The sequence below is a fragment of the Bacillus sp. FSL M8-0063 genome, from assembly GCF_038005545.1.
Lineage (GTDB): Bacteria > Bacillota > Bacilli > Bacillales > Bacillaceae_G > Bacillus_A > Bacillus_A wiedmannii.
Map to the genome: position 1 here is coordinate 245,401 of NZ_JBBOTJ010000001.1, position 21,360 is coordinate 266,760.

A 21,360-nucleotide genomic window follows, 5' to 3' on the forward strand; every position below is an offset into this window, starting at 1 on the left:
AGAAGGTGAGATTAAAATGAGTTTAGTTAAAAAAGGTGCTGCTCTATTAATGGCAGCAACAATGGCATTATCTAGTGCCGCTTGTTCAAGTAGTAAAACGGAGGGGAAATCTGAAGCGCAGGCAAAAGTAGCACCAGTTGAAAAAAATGGTGATAAGACTGTAATTCGTTTTTGGCATGCGATGGGTGGAAAAACACAAGGCGTACTAGATGGGCTTGTTGCAGACTATAATAAGTCACAGAATAAATACGAGATAAAGGCAGAGTTCCAAGGGACATATGAAGAGTCTTTAACGAAATTTAGAACGATGTCTGCTACGAAAGAAGCGCCAGCTCTTGTTCAGTCGAGTGAAATTACAACAAAATATATGATTGATAGCAAAAAGATTACGCCAATTGATAGTTGGATAAAAAAAGATAAGTACGACACCTCAAAGTTGGAAAAAGCAATTACAAATTATTATTCAGTTGATGGAAAAATGTATTCTATGCCATTTAATTCATCTACACCAGTACTAATTTATAATAAAGATGCTTTCGCAAAGGCGGGCTTAGATCCAGAAAAAGCTCCGAAAACGTATGCGGAATTACAAGAAGCAGCGAAAAAGTTAACGATTAAAGAAGGCGGAAATGTAAAACAATATGGATTCTCCATGCTGAATTATGGTTGGTTCTTTGAAGAATTGTTAGCGACACAAGGTGCTTTATATGTAGATAACGAAAACGGTCGCAAAGATGCTGCAAAGAAGGCGGTATTTAACGATAAAGAAGGACAGAAAGTATTTGGAATGTTAGATGATTTAAATAAAGCTGGCGCACTTGGAAAATATGGAGCAAGTTGGGATGATATTCGTGCCGCGTTCCAGTCTGGACAAGTTGCTATGTATTTAGATTCTTCAGCTGGTGTTCGCGACTTAATTGATGCATCTAAGTTTAATGTAGGCGTGTCATATATTCCATATCCAGAGGATTCGAAACAAAATGGTGTTGTTATTGGCGGAGCATCATTATGGATGACGAATATGGTTTCAGAAGAAACACAACAAGGTGCTTGGGACTTTATGAAATATTTAACGAAGCCAGACGTACAAGCAAAATGGCATACTGCAACAGGCTATTTCTCTATTAATCCAGATGCATACAATGAACCATTAGTAAAAGAGCAATATGAAAAATATCCACAGCTAAAAGTAACAGTGGAACAATTACAAGCGACGAAGCAATCTCCAGCAACTCAAGGGGCTTTAATTAGTGTATTCCCAGAATCACGAGATGCAGTTGTAAAAGCATTAGAAGCAATGTATGACGGAAAGAATAGTAAAGAAGCGTTAGATGAAGCTGCCAAAGCAACTGATAGAGCAATTAGTATTTCAGCTCGTACGAGTCAAAAATAAGAAAAAGCCGTATCCGAAAAAGGATACGGCTTTTTCAAGGAGATAAGGGATCAAAAAAATGAAGAAGTCTCATCTCTTTTATATGAGTAAAGGGTCTAGAATGAATCTTGTCCTTTTCATTATTTGTTTAACTCCATTGCAACTTGTTTGCCATTTACGAAAACCTCTGCCACCGCTACTACAACTTCCATCACTTTTTTCATGTCTCATCTCTCCTTGTTTTTTGTTTCATTTCTTACTTTTAGTATAAGGAAATATAGCACTTGCAACTATCAAATTGGATGACAAGAGACTTACATTGTTGTAAGGACAATCGTTTTATTTGTAATAAATGTGATTTTGAATATGGATTCAGAAATTTCTGTTGTTTTGAACTATAATTAGAAAGAGAGTGGTTTAGAAAGAAGGGGGATAATATGAAAAGAATTCTTGTTATTAGTGATATTCATGGAGAAATAGAAAAGTTCGAACAGTTATTAGAAGAAGCTCAATATGATGCAAGACAGGATCAATTGATTTTATTAGGGGATTATGTAGATCGTGGTCCCAATGCGCGTGCTGTAATTGAAAAGGTAAAAGCGTTAAAAGAAGAGGGAGCCCTCGTTCTAAAGGGTAATCATGAAGATATGATGATTAAAGCGTTAACGACTGATGAAGAACGTTCATGGAACCATTGGGTAAAAAGGAATGGTGGAGATAAGACTTTATACAGCTATGGCTTTGTAGATGAAGATATTGTAGTTAATGAAGAAGCCTTCCAAAAACCAATTTTACAATCGCATGTTTTAGAGGAACATGTAAAATTTATTCAAGAATTAGATCATTACATTGAAACAGAAGAGTATATATTTGTACATGCCGGTGTTGAGCCATTGAAGCGAGTTTCGGAATGTGAACCATATACGTTAATGTGGATACGTAATGAGTTTCATAGTGGGTATAGTGGTGAAAAGGTTGTTGTATTTGGTCATACGGAAACAAAAACGTTTCATGGTAGTGAGAATTGTGGCGTGTATTTTGGGAGTAATCGTATTATAGGGATTGATGGCGGTGCTGTATATGGTGGCCAGTTAAATTGTTTAGAATTGCCGAGTAAAAAGGTGTACGTAGTAAAAAGTTGAAAGAGATAAGGGGAATCTTATTTCTTTCAATTTTTTATTAAGAAAAATTTAAGGAAGAATTTTTATAATAAATCTTTCAAATTTTATATTGAGAAAAACGTTAAAATATAATTATAAATAGGATTGAACGATATGGTGGAAGGTGAGAATATGCGCTTACTCGTAGTAGAAGATAATGCTTCTTTATTAGAGTCTATTGTCCAAATATTACGCGATGAATTTGAAGTAGATACAGCATTGAATGGAGAAGATGGATTATTTCTAGCATTACAAAATATATATGACGCCATTTTGCTTGATGTGATGATGCCAGAAATGGACGGTTTTGAAGTAATTCAAAAAATACGTGATGAAAAGATTGAAACACCAGTCCTATTTTTGACAGCGAGAGATTCTTTAGAAGATCGCGTGAAAGGCTTGGACTTTGGTGGGGATGACTATATCGTTAAGCCATTTCAGGCTCCAGAGTTAAAAGCGAGAATTCGTGCTTTATTACGACGAAGCGGTAGTTTAACAACAAAGCAGACTATTCGTTATAAAGGGATTGAACTGTTCGGAAAAGATAAAGACGTTCAAGTAGATGGACAAAGCATGAAGTTAACATTAAAACAATATGAGCTTCTAGAGTACCTTGTTCAAAATAGCGGAAAGATTTTAATGCGTGAACAAATTTTTGATCGTGTTTGGGGATTTGATTCAGATACGACAGTAGCAATTGTAGAAGTGTATGTACATCATTTACGTAAAAAATTAGAGCCATTCGGTTATCAGAAAGATATTCAAACTGTTCGAGGTATTGGATATATATTAAAAGAACAATGAAAAAGGGAAGCATGTTTCAGAAAACACGCATTCGATTGACTATATTGAATTCATTAGTATTTATTATCTTGATAGGTGTATTAGGCAGTATCATTTATTCATACACATATAATCGTATTTATAATGAAGTGGATCAATCTATAAAAATGAAGGCTCAGTTTGGAAAAAAATTTGATGCTAAAATATTACCAAGAAAACGTATGGAGAACATTAAAATTGGAGATCCCCGGATAACTAAAATAACTTGGAATGGGAAAGTAGTAGAGATAGAGGGAGATAACCATAAATTTCGTTCTAGCTTTGAAGGGAATTTGGATCAGTTTTTCCCAAAGAAGTTAGGGGATTTGCAAGATATTGAAGTGCAAGGACGATATTTTAGAACCTTTGCGTTTAAAGAAGATGGGAAAATAGTTCAAATTGTACGCGATACAACAGCTGAAGAAGAGATGCTAAATACTTTATTTTTAATTCTTGTTATAGGTTGTAGCGTAGGAAGTTTATGTGCAATAGGAATTGGCTTTTTCTTAGCTGGCAGGGCACTCATACCCATTCAAAATTCATGGGAAAAACAGCAGCAATTCGTTTCGGATGCATCACATGAATTAAGGACACCACTTGCAGTTATTCAATCAAAAACGGATGTGTTATTTCAGTCACCATCTGCGACAATAGAAGAAAAAGCGATGGATATTTCTACGATTTCAAAGGAGTGTAGACGGTTATCTAAGCTTGTAACTAATTTATTATTGTTAGCACGTTCGGATTCTAATCAAATTGAGATGGATAAGAAAACATTTGAAATGGATAAATTGTTAGAAGAAATAGTAGATCCATATAAGGAAATTGCTTCATATCAAGAAAAAGAGATGATATTAAAAGTAGAACATGACATATCATTTATGGGTGATAGAGAGAGAATTCATCAAATGATGGTCATATTGTTAGATAATGCGATGAAGTATACAAATGGGGGCGGGCATATTCAAATCGATTGTACGCAAACGAGCAGCTCAATTCGTATACGGGTGAAAGATGACGGGATAGGGGTTAAAGATGAGGACATCCCAAAATTATTTGATCGTTTTTATCAAGGTGATAAAGCGAGAAGTGCGTCAGAAGGAGCGGGATTAGGCCTTTCAATCGCAAATTGGATTGTAGAAAAGCATTATGGGAAAATATTAGTAGAGAGCAAATGGGGAGAGGGTACTTGTTTTGAAGTGAATTTCCCTAAAAACCAAAGAATATAAGTGAGAAGACGATCTTGTTTTTACAAGGTCGTCTTTTTTTAAGGGAAAGTTAAGAAACTATTTATAACATGTATGATATACAGAAAGTTAGCCCTATGAAGAAGCGATTATAAAAAGGTATTTGAGCAGATTATATCGATCATAATGTTATTTCGATTATGTATAGGGAATGATGGAAAAGAAAGTGTAAGAGGGAGGAATTAATTTTGAAAAAGAAAATGATGACGGTATTCACTATTGGAGTAATGAGCTTAAGCATATTAGGGGGTGCCTCTCCTTCTGAAACATCACAAGGAAAGACAAATTACACGCAGCGCAGTAAAGAACAATTAAATAATGGGAAGATACATGCGGTGCATACAGAAGAAAAGGCGGAGAATCTAGGTATTGAAACGGAAGGGAAAGAACAAATTACGCTAGAAAAAGAAATTCATGAGACGGAAGTAGGAAGAGAAGCTGAACAGTTAGGAATTTCGATTGAAGGAAAAGACGTTGGAACTCTTTCAGAAGAAATCTATGAAACAAAAGTGAAGCAAGAAGCGTTAAAGCTAGGCATATCTATAGAGAATACAACGATTGTAAATTTAATTAATCAAATTAATACGATTAAAATTAATGATGAAGCGGATAAATTAGGCATTTCGACAAATGGAAAAGAAATAGAAGACATTGCGGAAGAAATCTATGGAACGAAAGTAAGAGAGGAAGCAGGGAAGTTAGGTATTTCACAAAAAGGAAAAGAGATAGAAACGTTAGCGCAAGAAGTGTACGAACAAAAAGTGCAGGAAGAAGCAAAAAAATATCATATTGATTTGTATGGTAAAGATATATATCAAGTATTAAGCGAAATTAATGAACAAAAAGTGTTACAAATGGCAGATGAGCTTAATATGGATAAAATGAATATGAACGTTCAAGAACTAGCAGAAAAAATTAAAAAAAATCAGCCTGAAAAAGGAAAAGAACTAAATTTTGTACCGGTGATTCGCACGGATGCTGACGCGTTTTATTCTTATTTAACGAACTAAAAAGGGCGTGAGAGTGATACGGAGATGGAAGTGGTATATATGTATGGCTTTACTAGCTATAGCAGTATGGAATGTATATACAAATGGCATTACAAAGTATGTGGAGAAGTTAACATTCTTCAATATACAAAGCGGAAAAGAAGCAGATTTTAGTAATAATGATGAAAAGGTCATCTTATCAAATGTACCTTTAATTCAGCAATTACCAGAGCTAGATAGAGGCTGTGAAGTGACTAGCTTAGCGATGATGTTACAATATGCAGGCATTACAGTGGATAAGATGAAATTAGCAAATGAAATAAAGAAAGTTGATTTTATGAACGATGGTGTACGTGGGAATCCGAATGAAGGATTTGTAGGAAATATTTATACCTTTTCTGAATCTGGATATGGTGTATATCACGGACCACTTTTTCAATTAGCGAAAAAGTATTTACCTAATAAAGCTGTGGACTTAACAGGGAAGAGTATAGAAGAACTTTATAAGAGTGTAAAATCAGGACAACCGGTAGTTATGATTACGAATGCAAAATTTGCGCCATTAGATGAAGATGAATTTACTACATGGGAAACAAATAGCGGAGATGTTTCTATTACGTATAATGAACATTGTGTAGTACTGATTGGATACGATGAAGAATTTGTATATATTCGGGATCCTCTCGAGGATAGCCTAGATGTAAAAGTGCCGAGAGGAAAATTTGAAAAGGCATGGATGCAAATGGGGAGTCAGGCGATTAGTTATGTGAAAAGCTCTAAATGAATTAGTAAGGAAATAGATGTAAGGAACTGTAAGAGGAGTTTTTGTGGGTGTTTTTTGTCAAGAAATAAGAGAACTTCAGCTTATTATATAAGCTGAAGTTCTCTTATTTTTTATGATTAAATCTTTAGAAGTAGTGAATATGAAAAAATGCATAATTGACAAAAAAATTACATGTTATCATTATATATTGTTTTATATATGTTAATTGTATAAAATTACACAAGTATTCACATTACATAAAGGAGGCTTATTATGCAAAAAATATTTAACTGGGTTAAATGTATGAGTATCAAGAAAAAATTAATCATTTCATTTTTTCTTATTTTAACTATACCAGGACTTATTATCGGTGGTGTTTCATATCAAACTGCCAAAACAAATTTTGAACAACAAATTACAGGTAAAGCAAAGGAAAATATTTCTGTTTTAAATACTGTTATTTCTCAAAATATAGAAGAGAAATTTGTTGATGCGGCGTATTTTGCAGACGTCTTAACAGAGGATACATATCCAAACGGACAAGAAGAAATAGTAAGAACGAAGTTAGCGCAATATATAAAACTTCATCCAGAAGTAGAAGGTATTTATATTGGAACACAGACGGGAAAGTTTATAAGAGAACCATTTATCAAAATGGCTGATGGGTATAATCCAACAGATAGATCTTGGTATAAAGAAGCACATGAAAATAAAGGAAAAGTAATTGTTACTGCACCATATCAATCAGCATCTACTAAAAATATGGTAGTGACAATTGCTAAAGAAGTAAAAGATGGTAAAGGTGTTATAGGAATTAACTTAAATTTAGATAACATCTTAAAAATTTCCAAAATGATTAACATTGGTGAAAAAGGTTATGCAGTTATTCTAGATCAAAATAAGCAAATTGTTAGTCATCCATCTAGAAAACCAGGTGCAAAAGTTACTGATCCGTGGATTAAACCAATTTATGAAGAAAAACAAGGAAATGTGTCTTATACAGAACAAGGTGATAAAAAGAATTTAATCTTTGCAACAAATGAGAAAACAGGATGGAAAGTAGTTGGGGTTATGTTCGACGAAGAAATTACCCAAGCTGCGAATCCAGTATTTTATAAGACTTTGATTGTCATTGCTATCGCTATTGTATTTGGTAGTGTATTAATTTATTTTATTACAAAGTCTATTACAAGACCATTAAGAAAAATAGCTGACTCGGCCCATAAAATTAGTAAGGGAGATTTGACAGAGAAAATTACAATCCATTCCAAGGATGATATAGGGAAATTAGGGAATTCATTTAATGAAATGTCTGCCTCTTTACAAGATGTGATTACTCAAATTAGTTTTTCAGCAGAACATGTCGCTGCATCGGCTGAAGAGTTAACAGCGAGCGTACAGCAAGCAAATGATGCGACAGATCAAATTACAATTGCAATGGAACAAGTATCAGGTGGGGCTGAATCACAAAGTCAAGGTGTTGAAGAAGGTGCGGCTACATTACAACAAGTAAATACAGCAATTCAAGATGTAACTGGAAGCGCGGAATCAATTTCTATCTCCTCATTACATGCGAGAGAAAGAGCTGAAGAAGGGGAAGAATTGGTTGAACAAACAGCAAAACAAATGCAGTCTATTTCTAGATCGGTATCCGATTCAGATGCTATTATTAAACTTCTTGATGAGAAATCAAAGCAGGTAGGAGCTATTTCTGAAGCGATTCAAAACATCGCTACTCAAACGAACTTATTAGCTTTAAATGCAGCTATTGAAGCAGCAAGAGCAGGTGAACAGGGCCGAGGGTTTGCTATTGTAGCTGATGAGGTTAGAAAATTAGCGGAGCAATCAGGAGCATCATCTGGAGAGATTGCAAATTTAATTGCAGAAATTAAGGCGGATATTGAACATACTGTTAAGGCAATGGATAATGTGAATGGAGAAGTTCAACAAGGCCTTGATGTTGTAACGAAAACGAAAGCAAGTTTTACGGAAATTTTAAGTTCTACTACACATATTGTTTCTCAAGTTAATCAAATGGTAGAAACAACGAAGAGAATTGCTGGAGATGCAAATGAAGTGACAAATGCTATTGATGAAATTGCAGCGGCTGCAGAAGAAAATACAGCTAGTATGCAAAGTGTTGCTGCTTCAACAGAAGAACAAGTGAATTCAATGGAAGAAATTAGTTCAGCTTCGCAAAACTTAGCTGGGATGGCCGAAGAACTACAAGCGATGACTAGTAAATTTAAAGTATAATAACAGCAGATAAGTAAGGTGATATTATTTTCACCTTACTTATTTTTCTATTCAGCAATTAGGGGAGTCATTAACGGGATGAAAAAAAGAAAAAGACTATGGAATTTATGGAAAACGATTACATTGTTAGTTTGTACAGTTGTAATTTTTTCTTTACTTGTGACAGATATATTAATTAGTCATAATGTAGAACGGACGACGGAGGATAGCCAAGCAGAGAAAGCAAAAACAATTGCACACATTGTGGCGAATGATTCAATTGTAATCGATGGTTTGATTGGGAAGGCAGATACTTCTGCAATCCAAACGTATACAAATAGAATATTAAAAAACACAGGTGTTCAATTTATTGTAGTTATGGACATGAATGGAATAAGAAAATCACATCCAAATCCTCAAAAAATAGGCCATCATTTTATTGGGGGAGATGAAGGGCCTGCATTGAAAGGAAAGGAACATGTATCGCTGGCAGAAGGAACTTTAGGTATTTCAATGCGAGTGTTTGTACCTGTATTTTCTGAAACAGGTGAACAACTTGGAGCGGTGGCCGTTGGTATTTCAGCAGATAATGTAAAAGAGAGAGTTAAGGAAAGTAGACATATCATTTACATTGGTGTCGGAGTTGGAGTACTAGTCGGAATTATAGGAGCAATATTGCTAGCTAGACATATAAAGAAAAGTTTATTCGGTCTTGAACCTCACAGGATAGCGAAGATTCTTGAAGAAAGAAATACGATGCTACAATCTGTAAAGGAAGGTATTATTGCTGTAGATAAGGAAGCCAATGTAACTTTAATAAATAATGAGGCAAAACGATTGTTTAAGAAAAGTGGACTTGAAGAAGATTTTATCGGTAAAGATGTTGAGTTGTATATGCCTAATTCACGTATAAAAGAAATATTACAAACGGGAGAGGTACAATTAAACGAAGAACAAAATATTTATGGAATTACGATTGTGACGAATCGTGTTCCTTTATATGTAAAAGGAGAAATAGTTGGTGCAATTGCAACATTTCGTGATAAAACAGAGATTAGAAAATTAGCAGAAGAATTAACTGGTATTAGGCTATATGCGGAAGCATTACGGGCACAATCGCATGAATTTATGAATAAAATGCATGTCGTATTAGGGCTTACACATATGAAGCAGTATGAAGAATTACAAAAGTATATAAGCGGTATGGTATCAGAGCATCAATATGAAATTGGTGGGGTTATGAAAAGAATAAAAAGTCCAGTATTTGCTGGCTTTTTACTTGGAAAATTTAGCTATGCTAGAGAGAAAAACATAAAATTAATCATAAGTGAAGATTCTTACATGCCAGAAATGGATGATGAAAGTATTACTCATGAACTGATTACGATTGTCGGAAATTTAATTGATAATGCATTAGAGGCAGTGACGAATTGTGAGAAGAAGCAAGTTGAACTTGAGATACAATATGGGGATGCATTAATCATTACAGTACAAGATACGGGGAAAGGTATACCAGAAGAAGAAATAGGGGCATTATTTACGAAAGGTTATTCCACAAAGGGAGATAACCGTGGTTATGGTTTGTATCTTGTAAAAGAAAGTATACAGCGAATAAATGGGGAAATTCATATGCATTCATTAGTAGGAAAGGGAACAACGATAACAATTGAAATACCTAAAGGTAGGGATGAGAGGTAAATATGATTAAAGTTTTAATTGTAGAAGATGACCCGATGGTAGCAATGTTAAATACGCATTATTTAGAGCAAGTAGGAGGGTTTGAACTTGTTCAAGCAGTTAACTCCGTTAAAGAAGCGATAGAAGTATTAGAGGAATCACGAGTAGATTTAGTATTACTTGATATTTTTATGCCTGAAGAAACTGGATTTGAGCTTTTAATGTATATTCGGAACCAAGAAAAAGAAATCGATATTATGATGATTTCAGCTGTACATGATATGGGGAGTATTAAAAAAGCATTACAATATGGTGTAGTAGATTATTTAATTAAACCATTTACATTTGAACGATTTAAAAAGGCATTAACTATATATCGAGAAAAACTTACTTTCATGAAAGAACAACAAAAAATTAGTCAATCGGAATTAGATTCGTTAATTTTGCAAAAAGAAAAAAGAGAGCCTACGGTCACTAAAGAGCTTCCGAAAGGATTAACGAAGCAAACGATGCAATTAATTTGGCAGAAGATCGAGTCGCTGAATGGACGAGCGTTTACAACAGATGAAATGGCGCAATTAGTTGGAGTTTCAAGAGTTTCTATTCGAAAGTATGTAATGTTTTTGACTGAAATTGGAGTATTAGAAAACGAAATGGTGTATCAACACGTAGGAAGACCAGTGAGTAAATTAAGATGTATTGACAAAAATAAAATAGAGTTTTACGTATAAGCGACTTATTATAAGTCGCTTATACTTTTTTTAATTACAAAATCAATTACAAAACTTACAAAAACTATTTTTACTATTGAAAGCGTTTTAATATTGTTATTAAGAAAACAAGGGGGTGCCATATGGGAATTCAAAAGAATGTGGAAGCGGTATCATTTTCTGAAGGAAATGAAGTACAAAGAGAATCTTTCGCTTCTAAAATTATGAATGTAAAAATCGGTGTTATACCTTTACCGTTATATGTAGTATTGGCTGCTATTATTTATGGGGCATCTGTATATAATAAATTGCCAGCAGATATGATTGGTGGATTTGCAGTTATTATGATCATGGGTATTTTCTTAGGCGACATTGGAATGAGAATTCCAATTTTAAAAAATATCGGCGGTCCGGCAATACTTTCGTTATTTATTCCATCATTACTTGTATTTTTTAACTGGATGAATCCAGCTTCAATGGAAGCTGCGACTATGTTAATGAAAAAATCGAACTTTTTATATTTATATATTTCTTGTTTAGTAGTCGGAAGTATTTTAGGAATGAATCGTAAAGTGTTAGTACAAGGTTTCGTTCGTATGTTTATACCTTTAGTAGTAGGGACGTTAGCTTCGGTAGCGGTAGGATTATTGGTCGGTTCACTATTTGGATTTGAAATGAAGCAAACATTCTTCTTTATCATCGTACCAATTGTGAGTGGTGGTATAGGGGAAGGGATTTTACCATTGTCGCTAGCTTATAGTGATATTTTAAATGAATCATCAGCAACGTTTGTATCACAGCTTATTCCAGCGGCTATTATTGGAAATATGTTCGCAATCGTGAGTGCAGGGTATATGAAGCGTTTAGGTGAGAAGAAACCGGAGCTTAGTGGTAACGGTGTATTAGTGAAAACAGACAATCAGGCAGAGTTATTAAAAGAACAAAATACAGAGAAGCCAATTGACTTCTCATTAATGGGAGCAGGTTTATTAATTGCGTGTACGTTCTTTATCTTCGGAGGATTTGCTTCTAAGTTCATCGGTATTCCTGGGGCAATCATTATGATTTTCTCAGCAGCACTTGTGAAATACTTTAAATTAATGCCAGCAAAAATGGAGCAAGGAGCATTCCATTTATATAAATTCATTTCGAAGAATTTAACTTGGCCGTTAATGGTTGGACTAGGATTGCTATATATTCCGTTAAAAGACGTAGCAGCAGTTCTTTCAGTAGGATATGTTGTTGTGTGCGCATCAGTTGTTCTTACAATGGTAGCATCAGGTTTTCTTGTAGGGAAAGTGATGAAAATGTATCCAGTTGAATCAGCAATTGTAACTGGATGTCATAGTGGTTTAGGTGGAACTGGAGATGTTGCTATTTTATCAGCTTCAAATCGTATGGAATTAATGCCGTTTGCGCAAATTTCAACACGTTTAGGCGGGGCAGCAATGGTTGTAACAGCGACAATTTTATTAAAAATGTTTTCATGATCAAACAAGCTAGCTATATTCATATAGCTAGCTTGTCAAATTAAGGGGAGATTATAAGTATGTTAGAAAATCAAATTAATGAAAGATCATTGTTACTGCATAAAGAATTAGTAGGGAAAATTGAAATTACAAGTAAAGTAGAAGTAAATTCAGCGGATGATTTAAGCCTGACATATACACCAGGTGTAGCGGAGTCTTGCAAAGCAATTGCGGCGGATGAAGAAGCAGTGTATGACTATACGGCACGTGGTAATATGGTGGCAGTTGTCTCGGATGGAACAGCGGTACTTGGTTTAGGGAATATTGGACCGAAAGCAGCTATGCCTGTTATGGAAGGGAAGAGTATTTTATTTAAGAACTTTGCGAATGTAGATGCTTTCCCGTTATGTTTAGGTACGACTGATGTGGATGAAATCGTTACCCTTGTGAAAAATTTAGAGCCTACGTTTGCAGGAATTAACTTAGAAGATATTGCGGCACCACGTTGTTTTGAAATTGAAAAGCGATTAAAAGCAGAAACGAATATTCCTGTATTCCATGATGATCAACATGGAACCGCTATTGTCGTCTTAGCAGCTGTTATTAATGCATTAAAAGTTGTTAGCAAACAAATGGATAATGTGAAAATTGTTATTAACGGTGCGGGTTCGGCAGGGATTGCAATTGGAAAATTATTATTAAAGGCTGGTGCAAAGCACATTACGTTAGTTAGCTTAGAAGGTATTGTTTGTGAAGGTGAATCATGGATGAACGAAGCGCAAATTGAAGTTTCAAAAAAGACAAATCGAGAATATGTGCGTGGAACGTTAAAAGAAGCGATTCATCAAGCTGATATTTTTATTGGCGTATCTGCTCCTAACGTATTAACGAAAGAACTTGTACAAACGATGAATGAGAAAGCAATTGTGTTTGCTATGGCGAATCCAATTCCAGAAATCTTCCCAGAGGATGCATTAGAGGCTGGGGCAGCTGTAGTAGGAACCGGGCGCTCGGATTATGCGAATCAAGTAAATAATGTATTGGCGTTCCCAGGGATATTCCGTGGTGCGTTAGATGTGCGCGCGACTGATATTACAGAAGAGATGAAATTAGCGGCAGCATATGGGATCGCTAACATCATTACGGACGAAGAACGTAATGCGAATTATGTAATCCCGAATCCGTTAGATAAAAGAATTGTTCCAAGTGTTGCGGAAGCTGTAGCGAAAGCAGCTATTGATTCAGGTGTGGCGCAAATTATGAAAATACCAAGCTATTAATAGCTAAAAGCAGTGCCTAAAAAGGCACTGCTTTTTTGAGATAAGAAATCAAAATAATGAAGAAGTGTAAAATTATTTATTTGTGTGTCTTCACTATTTATTTAATTCCATTGCAACTTGTTTACCATTTACTAAAACCTCAGTTACTGCTACGATCACTTCTATCATTTTTTTCATCTCTCCTTGTGCCATTTCTTACTTTAAGTATAAGAGAAGAGAGATACTTACACTATCGAAGTATATGACGTAGAAATTACATTGTTGTAAGAAAGTGTTTTAGTTTTGTAACTTTACTCAGCAGTAATTACAAACTGATCATAATATTCTTCATTCACATATATATTTAATACCCATAATCCAGATGAAGGTAGTGACATAGTGAGAGGGAGTTCGTTTGTAGTAGAATCAATTGTATTTGAAGTGGTCCAAGTTGGTTTGGAAGTTTCTTGTTGAAAGAGTACGGGTGTTGGAGTTATTGATCCTTGTTTTAGTGCAATAATAGATAGTTTTCCAGTTGGCATTTCAGTATCTAAAAAGTACCACATCATTTCATTTTTTTCATTTGCGATAATAGGACTATCAGCCATTGCGATTTTTTCTTCGATGCCTTTTAAAGGTATTTTTTCTTGTATGAAGGAGGGTGTTTCTTCCCAATTTACATCTTTTAAAACGCTAAGATGAAAGAAGGAAGGTGCATTAACTTGAGTGGATGACGTTGCGATGGCTTCTTTTTTAGGTGCTTCTGAATCAGGTTGCGCTTGTGTGCATCCAGCGATGAGAAAAGAGAAAAGTAGCATAGTTCCGATTTTTTTCATGGTGTCACACTCCTAATTTTTATTGTTAGTGTAATTGTATTTGCTAGAAAGCGGGACAATTCCTTTAAAGTATAAAAAGAGGTCGTAAGTTTTGTACGACCTCTTTTGACATTTTCTATATTTGTTCAGTTGTAAAAGTCGGTTCATTCTCTTTTTGCGGCATCGTTAAGAAAATAACAGAAAGAACGATACATACGCCGCCTAATAATTGATATGCTCCAAAGGATTCATTTAGCCAAGCGATTGACACGATGGCAGCTACAAGTGGTTCAATGCTAGATAAAATGCTCGTTTCTGTTGCTGCTAAATATTTCAGACTACCGATATAAAGGAGGAAAGAAAGAGTGCCACTTATGATGATAAGAATAAGCATAGAAAAAGTTTTTGGTGTAAAAGTTTGTGAAAGCTGATTCCATTCAAACGAGCGATTACAAATAAGTAGGGCAATGCCACCGATTAACATCCCCCAGCCAATTACTACAGTTGTTCCGCATTCTTTAATAAGAGAAGCTGGATGAAGGGTATAAAATGCAAAGCCAATTGCTGTTAATAGGCCGAAAATAATGGCTTCTTTCGATAAAACAATATTTTCAATTGAACCGTTTGTAATAATAAAGTACGTTCCTGTTAGGGCAGTTATAATTGCGAGTAGTGGCATAGAAGCAGGGAATTTTCTTTGTCCAAATGCGACATAAATGGTAATAAGAACAGGACCTAGAAATTGAAATAATGTCGCTGTGACCGCATTACTAATATGAACTGTTTCGATAAAGGCATATTGTGCACCGAGCATACCGAGAATAGAGAAAATAATAAGTTGTATAGCATATCTCGGATGTTTCCAAATTTGAAATATGTTTTGTTTCTTTATAAGTAAGAAAGATAAAATAAATATTCCCGCAAGCAACAAGCGAATTGTTAAAAAATCAATTGATGATACGTTAGTATGTTGAAATAGCCACTGAATCATCGGGCCAGATAATCCCCATAAGGTAGCTCCTGTAATAATCATAATGAGTCCAATCCGTCTATTGTTGTTCATGATCATGCATCCCCTCTCGAGTATTTGATTTTTTATGTGTGACATGATACAAGGAATTATATATAACTTCTGGTACTGTAAAAAGTATCAGATTTTAGTTTTATTAAGGGGTCAGATATTATGTTAGAATTAACGCCTAATTTAAATACGAAAAGTAAAATAGCATTGTATGTGCAATTGTATGAGTATATAAAAAAAGAGATTAAAGATGGAACGATTCCGGCTTTTACAAAATTACCTGCTAAAAGAAAGCTGGCGAGCTATTTACAAGTGAGTAAGAATACAGTAGAAGCAGCTTACGAGCAATTACTTGCAGAAGGTTATATTGAATCGGCATCGAGAAAAGGTTATTTTGTATGTAAAATTGAACAAATGATTTATGTAGAAGGAAGCGAAGCGAAAGTAGAAGAAGTACCGTTTCGGGAGGAGAACTATAAATTTGATTTCACCCAAACAGGAGTTGATACGAATACTTTTCCGTTCACTATGTACCGTAAGCTTATAAATGATGTATGGCAGCCGCATAATAATGAGTTGCTTTTTCTTGGACACCCTCAAGGGGAATTGAGCTTAAGGGAGGAAATTGCGAGCTATTTGTATGAATCTAGAGGTGTGCGTTGTTCAGCTAGTCAAATTGTATTAGGGGCGGGAACACAAATATTAGTGAAGTTACTTTTTCAGTTGTTGAAGGGAAGTAACTATGCGGTTGAAAACCCAGGTTATCATAGGAAAATGGTCGTTTTTGAACAGGGAGAAAAGAAGGTTCAAATGTTGTCTTTAGATAGGGACGGAATTTGTATGGCAGATTTAGAAAATAGCGATGCAAATGTTGTATATGTTACACCTTCTCATCAATTCCCATATGGAATGATTATGCCTATTACGAGAAGGACGCAGCTTTTACAATGGGCGAAGAAAGAAGAAGGCAGGTATATTATTGAAGATGATTACGATAGTGAATTTCGTTATTCAGGAAAGCCAATTCCGGCACTGCAAGGATTAGATACAGATGGGAAAGTTATTTATATGGGGACGCTATCAAAAGCGTTGTTACCCTCATTACGGATGAGTTATATCGTATTACCGAAGAATGTAATTGAAAAGTATCAAAAGGAATATTTATTTTATACGCAAAGTGTTTCAAGAATGGACCAAGAAGTGATAAGAAGGTTTTTCAATGAAGGCTATTGGGAAAAACATATTCATAAAATGCGTGTCGTTTACCGAAAAAAGAGGGATCGACTTGTTTTTGAAATAGAGAAGTATTTCTCTAATCGTGTTGAAGTGATAGGAGAAGATTCTGGATTACACATTTTATTACAAGTGCATAATGGAATGCGAGAAGAAGAACTAATTCAAGAAGCTGCGAAATATAGTATTAAAATATATCCTGTTTCTACGTACTATAAAGACGGTACTGCGCCTGAAAATGTAGTTTTACTTGGGTTTGCGATTTTATCAGAAGAAGAAATTGCGAAAGCGATTCAATTATTACATAAGGCATGGTATACAAGAAAGTAAAAAAACATCCTCCAAGCATGAGGATGTTTTTTATTATTTATTTTCATCTAAGAATAAGACCATATGCTCTTCGTCCCAATATTGTCCGTTATATTTTAATGAACGTTCTTGCACACCGAATGTTTTAAATCCTAATGATTCATAAAGTTTCTTCGCACCATCGTTGCCAACAACAACATCAAGCATAACTTGTTCTACTTCTAAAGATTTAGCAAGTTCAAGACATTCTTTAATAAGTGCTTTTCCTGCTCCAAGTCCGCGTGCTTTTGGAGACACATATACAGAACCAATTTTAGCTTTATGTTCTTGTTTTACATATGGTTTCGTTTCCAGCGTTGCAACTCCGATTAATTGTCCATCTTTAAATGCACCTAGCGTATAGTTTTCATCTTGTGCTAATTTTTGTGCTTTATATTCAATCGCACACTCTTTATTAATAATATCTTCATAAGAAGAGCTGAAAGCTTCAGGGTTTTGCTTTAATCCTTCTACACGAAGTTCTAAGTAAATTTCTGCTTCGTCTTTTGTTAATACATGGATATCCAATTATATCACCCTCCAAATCTTTGCAAATGTAACTTTATTTTATATTGAAATAAGAATAATTTCAAAAGGTTAGCTTATATGAGCTGATTTTATGAACAAAATAACACCAGTAGTGTTTACTACTACTGGTGTTTTCACACGCATCTTATTCAAATGGTAGCTTGATTCTAAAGTTTGTCCCTACTCCTAATTGGCTTGTTACTAGAATGGAACCGTTATGCAATTCTACAATTTCTTTTGCAACAGCTAGCCCGATACCTTTTCCTCCAGTAGCTCTCGTTCTGGATTTATCAACACGATAAAAACGATCAAAAATATGTGAGATATCTTCTTCAGGAATACCTTCTCCTTCATCGTCTACATTTATTGTAAAAGAATCTGTTTCCGTGAGTACACGTATCGTAATAGATGTGTTTTCTGGTGAATGTTGATAAGCATTGTGTAATAAATTTAACATAACTTGTTCCATACGTCTTTCGTCTATGCAAACTTCTAAATCATCTTTGCAATATACATGGAGTTGCATTTGTTTGTTAGTTAATGTTGTTTTTGTTTTTTCAACCATTCGTTCTAAAAATGGTTTAAGGATCACTTTTTGTTTTTTTATAACAAACTGATGTTGTTCTAATTGCACTAGCATAAATAAATCTTGGACGAGATCGGTTACACTATCTGTTTCATCCTCAATGATCTGTAAGTATTCTTCACGCTCTTCTTTCGTTAAAGAATCCCTCTTTGCTACCTTCGCATAACCTTTCATATAGGTCAATGGAGTTAATAGTTCATGGGCAACACTAGCGAGAAATTCATTTCTTTCTTTTTTCATATAAGTCAGTTCACTGGATAAATCTTCGATCGTTTTTGCTAAGCTGCCAAGCTCATCATTCCGTTTAATACCTAATTGAATTGGTGTATTTAATTTTGACATTTTTTCTGTTGCCCTCTTCATTTTTATAAGTGGTTCTGTAATAACACGAGAAAAAACAAAGACAGAAATAGTCGTTAAAATAATTGTCACAACACTAATGATAAGAAATTGATTCATGAGTTTAAGTAACATATTTTCTAAGAAAGATGTTTTTAATAACATATATAACTTTCCTTGAAACTCTTCTGTGTTAAGTGGGCTTACCGTTGTGATGAATTTTGATTTTTTCCAGTTCTTTTCGACGATTAATCCGCCTTTTGGAATAGGTTCTGTTTTACAAGTAAGTTGTTTCTGCATTGCCTTTGTTACGGGTTCTGAAGTGGAAATAATTTTGCCATTATTGTCTGTTAGTATGATAGCTATATCAGAGTTAGCAATTAATTCTGATTCTACTAAGTGTGCAGCTGCATCCGCGATATCGAAATCTGGATACATAGGACGGTTAGGGTTTTTATTGTATTCAGCGCGTTCGGGGTGTTGCTTTTCTTTAGCAATTGCATTCCACTTTGTGCGGCTTGTAATTTTTTTACTATAGCGATTACCTTTTTCTAAAAGAGCAAGTGTTTCTTCCTCAATCCGCATTGTTGAAATGCTTTTGTAAAAAGATACGAAAGCAATTGTTTCAATACATAAAGCTAATATTAAAAAGTATGTCCCAATTTTAAGGGAAAGTTTACTCATTTTCTCACCATACCTTATTCATAATAAACGGTCAGTGGTATGGTATTTCCACTGACCGAAGTAATTATTCACATTTCCATTTATATCCGACTTTATAGACGGTTTCTAAGTAATTTTCAATTGGAAATCCTTTTTTACGTAATTTATCACGGATATTGCGAATATGTGAATCGATTGTTCTATATTCGATGTCTGTTTCATAGCCCCAAATTTTCTCGATTAAATCATCTCGGCTATAAGCACGGTTTGTATTTTGTAAAAATAGTCCAAGTAACGAAAATTCAATAGGAGTTAGTGAGATTTTTTCGTCATAAACTGTGACAGTATGTTTCGTTTTATCCCACTCGATACCATTGAAGCTAACGAAGCCGTCTTTCTTTGTACGACGTAATATAGCCTCGATTCTTGCGACTAATACATGCTCATCAAATGGTTTTGTAATATAGTCGTCCGCGCCCATAGTGAGGCCTTTCACCATATCGTAATTTTGATTACGAGCTGTTAGCATAATAATTGGAACGTTGGAAATTTGACGGATTTGATAGCAAGTATCCCATCCATCCATATTCGGCATCATAACATCTAACAAAATAATATCGAAGTCTTTTTGTTCTATTAACTTTAGTGCTTCAAGGCCAGAGGTAGCTTTCATACAGAAATAGCCACGAGGACTTAAGAACAGATCTAATAATCGTAACATGCGTTCTTCATCGTCTACTAATAAAATTTTTACCATAATCTTGTGCACCCCAAACTGTTCATTCTACTTGTATAGTTTACATGAAAATAATAAAAAACTCTTTTTATGTGATTGAGTGGAAGAGTTATTTTTCGCTCAGAGTAATTGACATAAAAAATGCACTAGTTTTGCACAACTATTTTTTATAATAGAAAACGTAGCGACACAAAATACCCTATGTTGCGACATAACGTCATGTCATTTTATTTATAAAATGACAATTCCATTCTATTGTGTATGTGAGATAGAGAGGGTTTTCGTATTCACCTCGCATCGGATAAGAAAAATTTCCTATCTCACACTTTTTTTAAAAGGAGATCATACACATGAATCCAAAAGAAGAAATTTCAAAAAAAGAAAAGCAAGATCGTAATACGGTTGTCATGTGCATTGCCGTATCTATGGTTATTATTATAAGTTGTGTAAATAAAATTTTGGGGATTTTATAATATAAAAAAGCTTATTGCTTCTTAAGAAGCAATAAGCTTTTTTCATTATTAGGGAAATAGTTCTATATAATAAACCAAGGTAAAATTGCTAACCCAGAAGTTACAATTGCTGTAGTAAATATTAAAAGCATAGCTCGTTTGTTTTGTTTCATGTCACATTCTCCTCTACCTATCAATTGAATGCTATACGTTCATTTCATAATTGATGCCTTACTAATTAAAGTTTCACTTTATACTTTTAGTATAATGAATGGAAAGGTTTGGTACGATCGATAAAGGTGACATGAAGATTACATTGTTGTAATGAAAAAAGCACCTTTCTTAATCAAAAGGTGCTTTTAACTATATTGGAGTATTAATCATTTAAGAATAGAACCATATGTTCCTCGTCCCAATATTGACCGTTATGTTTTAATGAACGTTCTTGTACGCCGTAAGTTTGGAAACCTAATGACTCATATAATTTTTTTGCCGCATCGTTACCAACTACAACATCGAGCATAAGTTGTTCTACATGTAGTTTATCGGCATTTTCAATAATTGCTTTAATTAGAGCTCGTCCTGCGCCAAGGCCACGCGCTTTTGGGGAAACAAAAACGGAACCGATTTTTGCTTTATGTTCTTGTTTAATGAAAGGCTTTGTTTCTAAAGTAGAAATGCCGATTAAATCGTTATCTTTGAAGACCCCTAGAGTATACTTATCCGGATTGCTTAATCGTTTTGCCATAGCAGCTACAGGATCCTCGTGTTTAAGAACATCTTCATAAGAAGAGCTAAAAGCTTCTGGGTTCTTCGTTAAACCTTCCATACAAACTTTTAAATATATTTCTGCGTCCTCTGTCGTTAATAAGCGAATTTCCATAGTTATAACCTCCTTGGTCGATTTCAAATAAAATAAATCCATTACTTCTATAA

At 34.5% G+C, this 21,360-nt stretch carries 19 protein-coding genes and 1 pseudogene; 14 read left to right on the plus strand and 6 right to left on the minus strand.

Translation table 11 applies throughout. From position 1 onward, the window contains the following. The first annotated feature begins 16 nt into the window (after positions 1–16). From MKX31_RS01195 to MKX31_RS01245, 12 genes and pseudogenes are all read left to right on the plus strand, one after another. Complete coding sequence (locus MKX31_RS01195; protein WP_064477143.1) at positions 17–1,393, plus strand: ABC transporter substrate-binding protein; 1,377 nt, start codon at positions 17–19, stop codon at positions 1,391–1,393. A 416-nt stretch (positions 1,394–1,809) separates the two neighbouring features. Continuing rightward, positions 1,810–2,514 carry a metallophosphoesterase family protein gene (locus MKX31_RS01200; protein ID WP_078183462.1) on the plus strand — a complete coding sequence of 235 codons (705 nt, stop codon included), beginning with the start codon at positions 1,810–1,812 and terminating at the stop codon, positions 2,512–2,514. 150 nt (positions 2,515–2,664) lie between these two features. Beyond that, entirely contained in the window at positions 2,665–3,336 is a 672-nt protein-coding gene (locus tag MKX31_RS01205) for a response regulator transcription factor (RefSeq protein WP_001238626.1), read from the plus strand. Beyond that, positions 3,333–4,583 carry a sensor histidine kinase gene (locus tag MKX31_RS01210; RefSeq protein WP_078183463.1) on the plus strand — a complete coding sequence of 417 codons (1,251 nt, stop codon included), beginning with the start codon at positions 3,333–3,335 and terminating at the stop codon, positions 4,581–4,583. Before MKX31_RS01205 ends, MKX31_RS01210 begins: the two co-directional genes overlap by 4 nt. Positions 4,584–4,789: 206 nt before the next feature. Then, the gene (locus MKX31_RS01215) at positions 4,790–5,611 is read left to right on the plus strand and encodes a transporter (RefSeq protein WP_078183464.1); all 822 of its coding nucleotides are present in this window, start codon (positions 4,790–4,792) and stop codon (positions 5,609–5,611) included. Between the two features lie 13 nt (positions 5,612–5,624). After that, positions 5,625–6,374: a C39 family peptidase gene (locus MKX31_RS01220; protein ID WP_142289316.1), complete on the plus strand. Its 750-nt coding sequence runs from the start codon at positions 5,625–5,627 to the stop codon at positions 6,372–6,374. Positions 6,375–6,656: 282 nt separating this feature from the next. After that, positions 6,657–7,670: pseudogene (locus tag MKX31_RS29185) on the plus strand (HAMP domain-containing protein); the annotation flags it as partial. 120 nt (positions 7,671–7,790) lie between these two features. After that, positions 7,791–8,609, plus strand: coding sequence for a methyl-accepting chemotaxis protein (locus MKX31_RS29190; RefSeq protein WP_433848330.1), 819 nt, complete (start codon positions 7,791–7,793; stop codon positions 8,607–8,609). 78 nt (positions 8,610–8,687) lie between these two features. Further along, a complete protein-coding gene (locus tag MKX31_RS01230; RefSeq protein WP_064477137.1) occupies positions 8,688–10,286 on the plus strand; it encodes a sensor histidine kinase in 1,599 nt (532 codons plus the stop codon). A gap of 2 nt (positions 10,287–10,288) precedes the next feature. Next, on the plus strand, positions 10,289–10,996 hold the full coding sequence (locus tag MKX31_RS01235) for a response regulator (RefSeq protein ID WP_048541629.1): 708 nt from the start codon (positions 10,289–10,291) through the stop codon (positions 10,994–10,996). A 122-nt stretch (positions 10,997–11,118) separates the two neighbouring features. Beyond that, positions 11,119–12,465, plus strand: coding sequence for a 2-hydroxycarboxylate transporter family protein (locus MKX31_RS01240; RefSeq protein WP_000512725.1), 1,347 nt, complete (start codon positions 11,119–11,121; stop codon positions 12,463–12,465). 59 nt (positions 12,466–12,524) lie between these two features. Next, positions 12,525–13,724 carry an NAD(P)-dependent malic enzyme gene (locus MKX31_RS01245; protein ID WP_098102959.1) on the plus strand — a complete coding sequence of 400 codons (1,200 nt, stop codon included), beginning with the start codon at positions 12,525–12,527 and terminating at the stop codon, positions 13,722–13,724. A gap of 290 nt (positions 13,725–14,014) precedes the next feature. On the opposite strand, the gene MKX31_RS01250 is transcribed toward MKX31_RS01245, so the two are convergent. Both MKX31_RS01250 and MKX31_RS01255 read right to left on the minus strand, forming a co-directional pair. After that, positions 14,015–14,539 (minus strand): DUF4871 domain-containing protein, encoded by a 525-nt coding sequence (locus tag MKX31_RS01250; RefSeq protein WP_078183466.1) that lies wholly within the window; start codon positions 14,537–14,539, stop codon positions 14,015–14,017. 115 nt (positions 14,540–14,654) lie between these two features. Further along, a complete protein-coding gene (locus MKX31_RS01255; protein WP_149174051.1) occupies positions 14,655–15,581 on the minus strand; it encodes a DMT family transporter in 927 nt (308 codons plus the stop codon). A gap of 120 nt (positions 15,582–15,701) precedes the next feature. Between MKX31_RS01255 and pdxR the strand changes: the two genes are divergently transcribed. Next, on the plus strand, positions 15,702–17,102 hold the full coding sequence (gene pdxR, locus MKX31_RS01260) for a MocR-like pyridoxine biosynthesis transcription factor PdxR (protein ID WP_340979751.1): 1,401 nt from the start codon (positions 15,702–15,704) through the stop codon (positions 17,100–17,102). Between the two features lie 33 nt (positions 17,103–17,135). Here pdxR and MKX31_RS01265 read toward each other — a convergent pair whose 3' ends face one another. The 3 genes from MKX31_RS01265 to MKX31_RS01275 all read right to left on the minus strand — a co-directional run bounded on the left by MKX31_RS01265 (position 17,136) and on the right by MKX31_RS01275 (position 19,993). After that, positions 17,136–17,648, minus strand: a complete 513-nt coding sequence (locus MKX31_RS01265) for a GNAT family N-acetyltransferase (RefSeq protein WP_000351216.1) — start codon at positions 17,646–17,648, stop codon at positions 17,136–17,138. Positions 17,649–17,793: 145 nt separating this feature from the next. After that, complete coding sequence (locus MKX31_RS01270; RefSeq protein WP_064477130.1) at positions 17,794–19,257, minus strand: sensor histidine kinase; 1,464 nt, start codon at positions 19,255–19,257, stop codon at positions 17,794–17,796. A gap of 64 nt (positions 19,258–19,321) precedes the next feature. Further along, on the minus strand, positions 19,322–19,993 hold the full coding sequence (locus MKX31_RS01275; protein WP_064477129.1) for a response regulator transcription factor: 672 nt from the start codon (positions 19,991–19,993) through the stop codon (positions 19,322–19,324). A gap of 329 nt (positions 19,994–20,322) precedes the next feature. Between MKX31_RS01275 and MKX31_RS01280 the strand changes: the two genes are divergently transcribed. Beyond that, on the plus strand, positions 20,323–20,445 hold the full coding sequence (locus MKX31_RS01280) for a hypothetical protein (protein WP_001068388.1): 123 nt from the start codon (positions 20,323–20,325) through the stop codon (positions 20,443–20,445). A gap of 355 nt (positions 20,446–20,800) precedes the next feature. Here the strand turns inward: MKX31_RS01280 and MKX31_RS01285 are convergent, their stop codons facing one another. Further along, the gene (locus tag MKX31_RS01285; RefSeq protein ID WP_000405878.1) at positions 20,801–21,307 is read right to left on the minus strand and encodes a GNAT family N-acetyltransferase; all 507 of its coding nucleotides are present in this window, start codon (positions 21,305–21,307) and stop codon (positions 20,801–20,803) included. Positions 21,308–21,360: the final 53 nt, after the last annotated feature.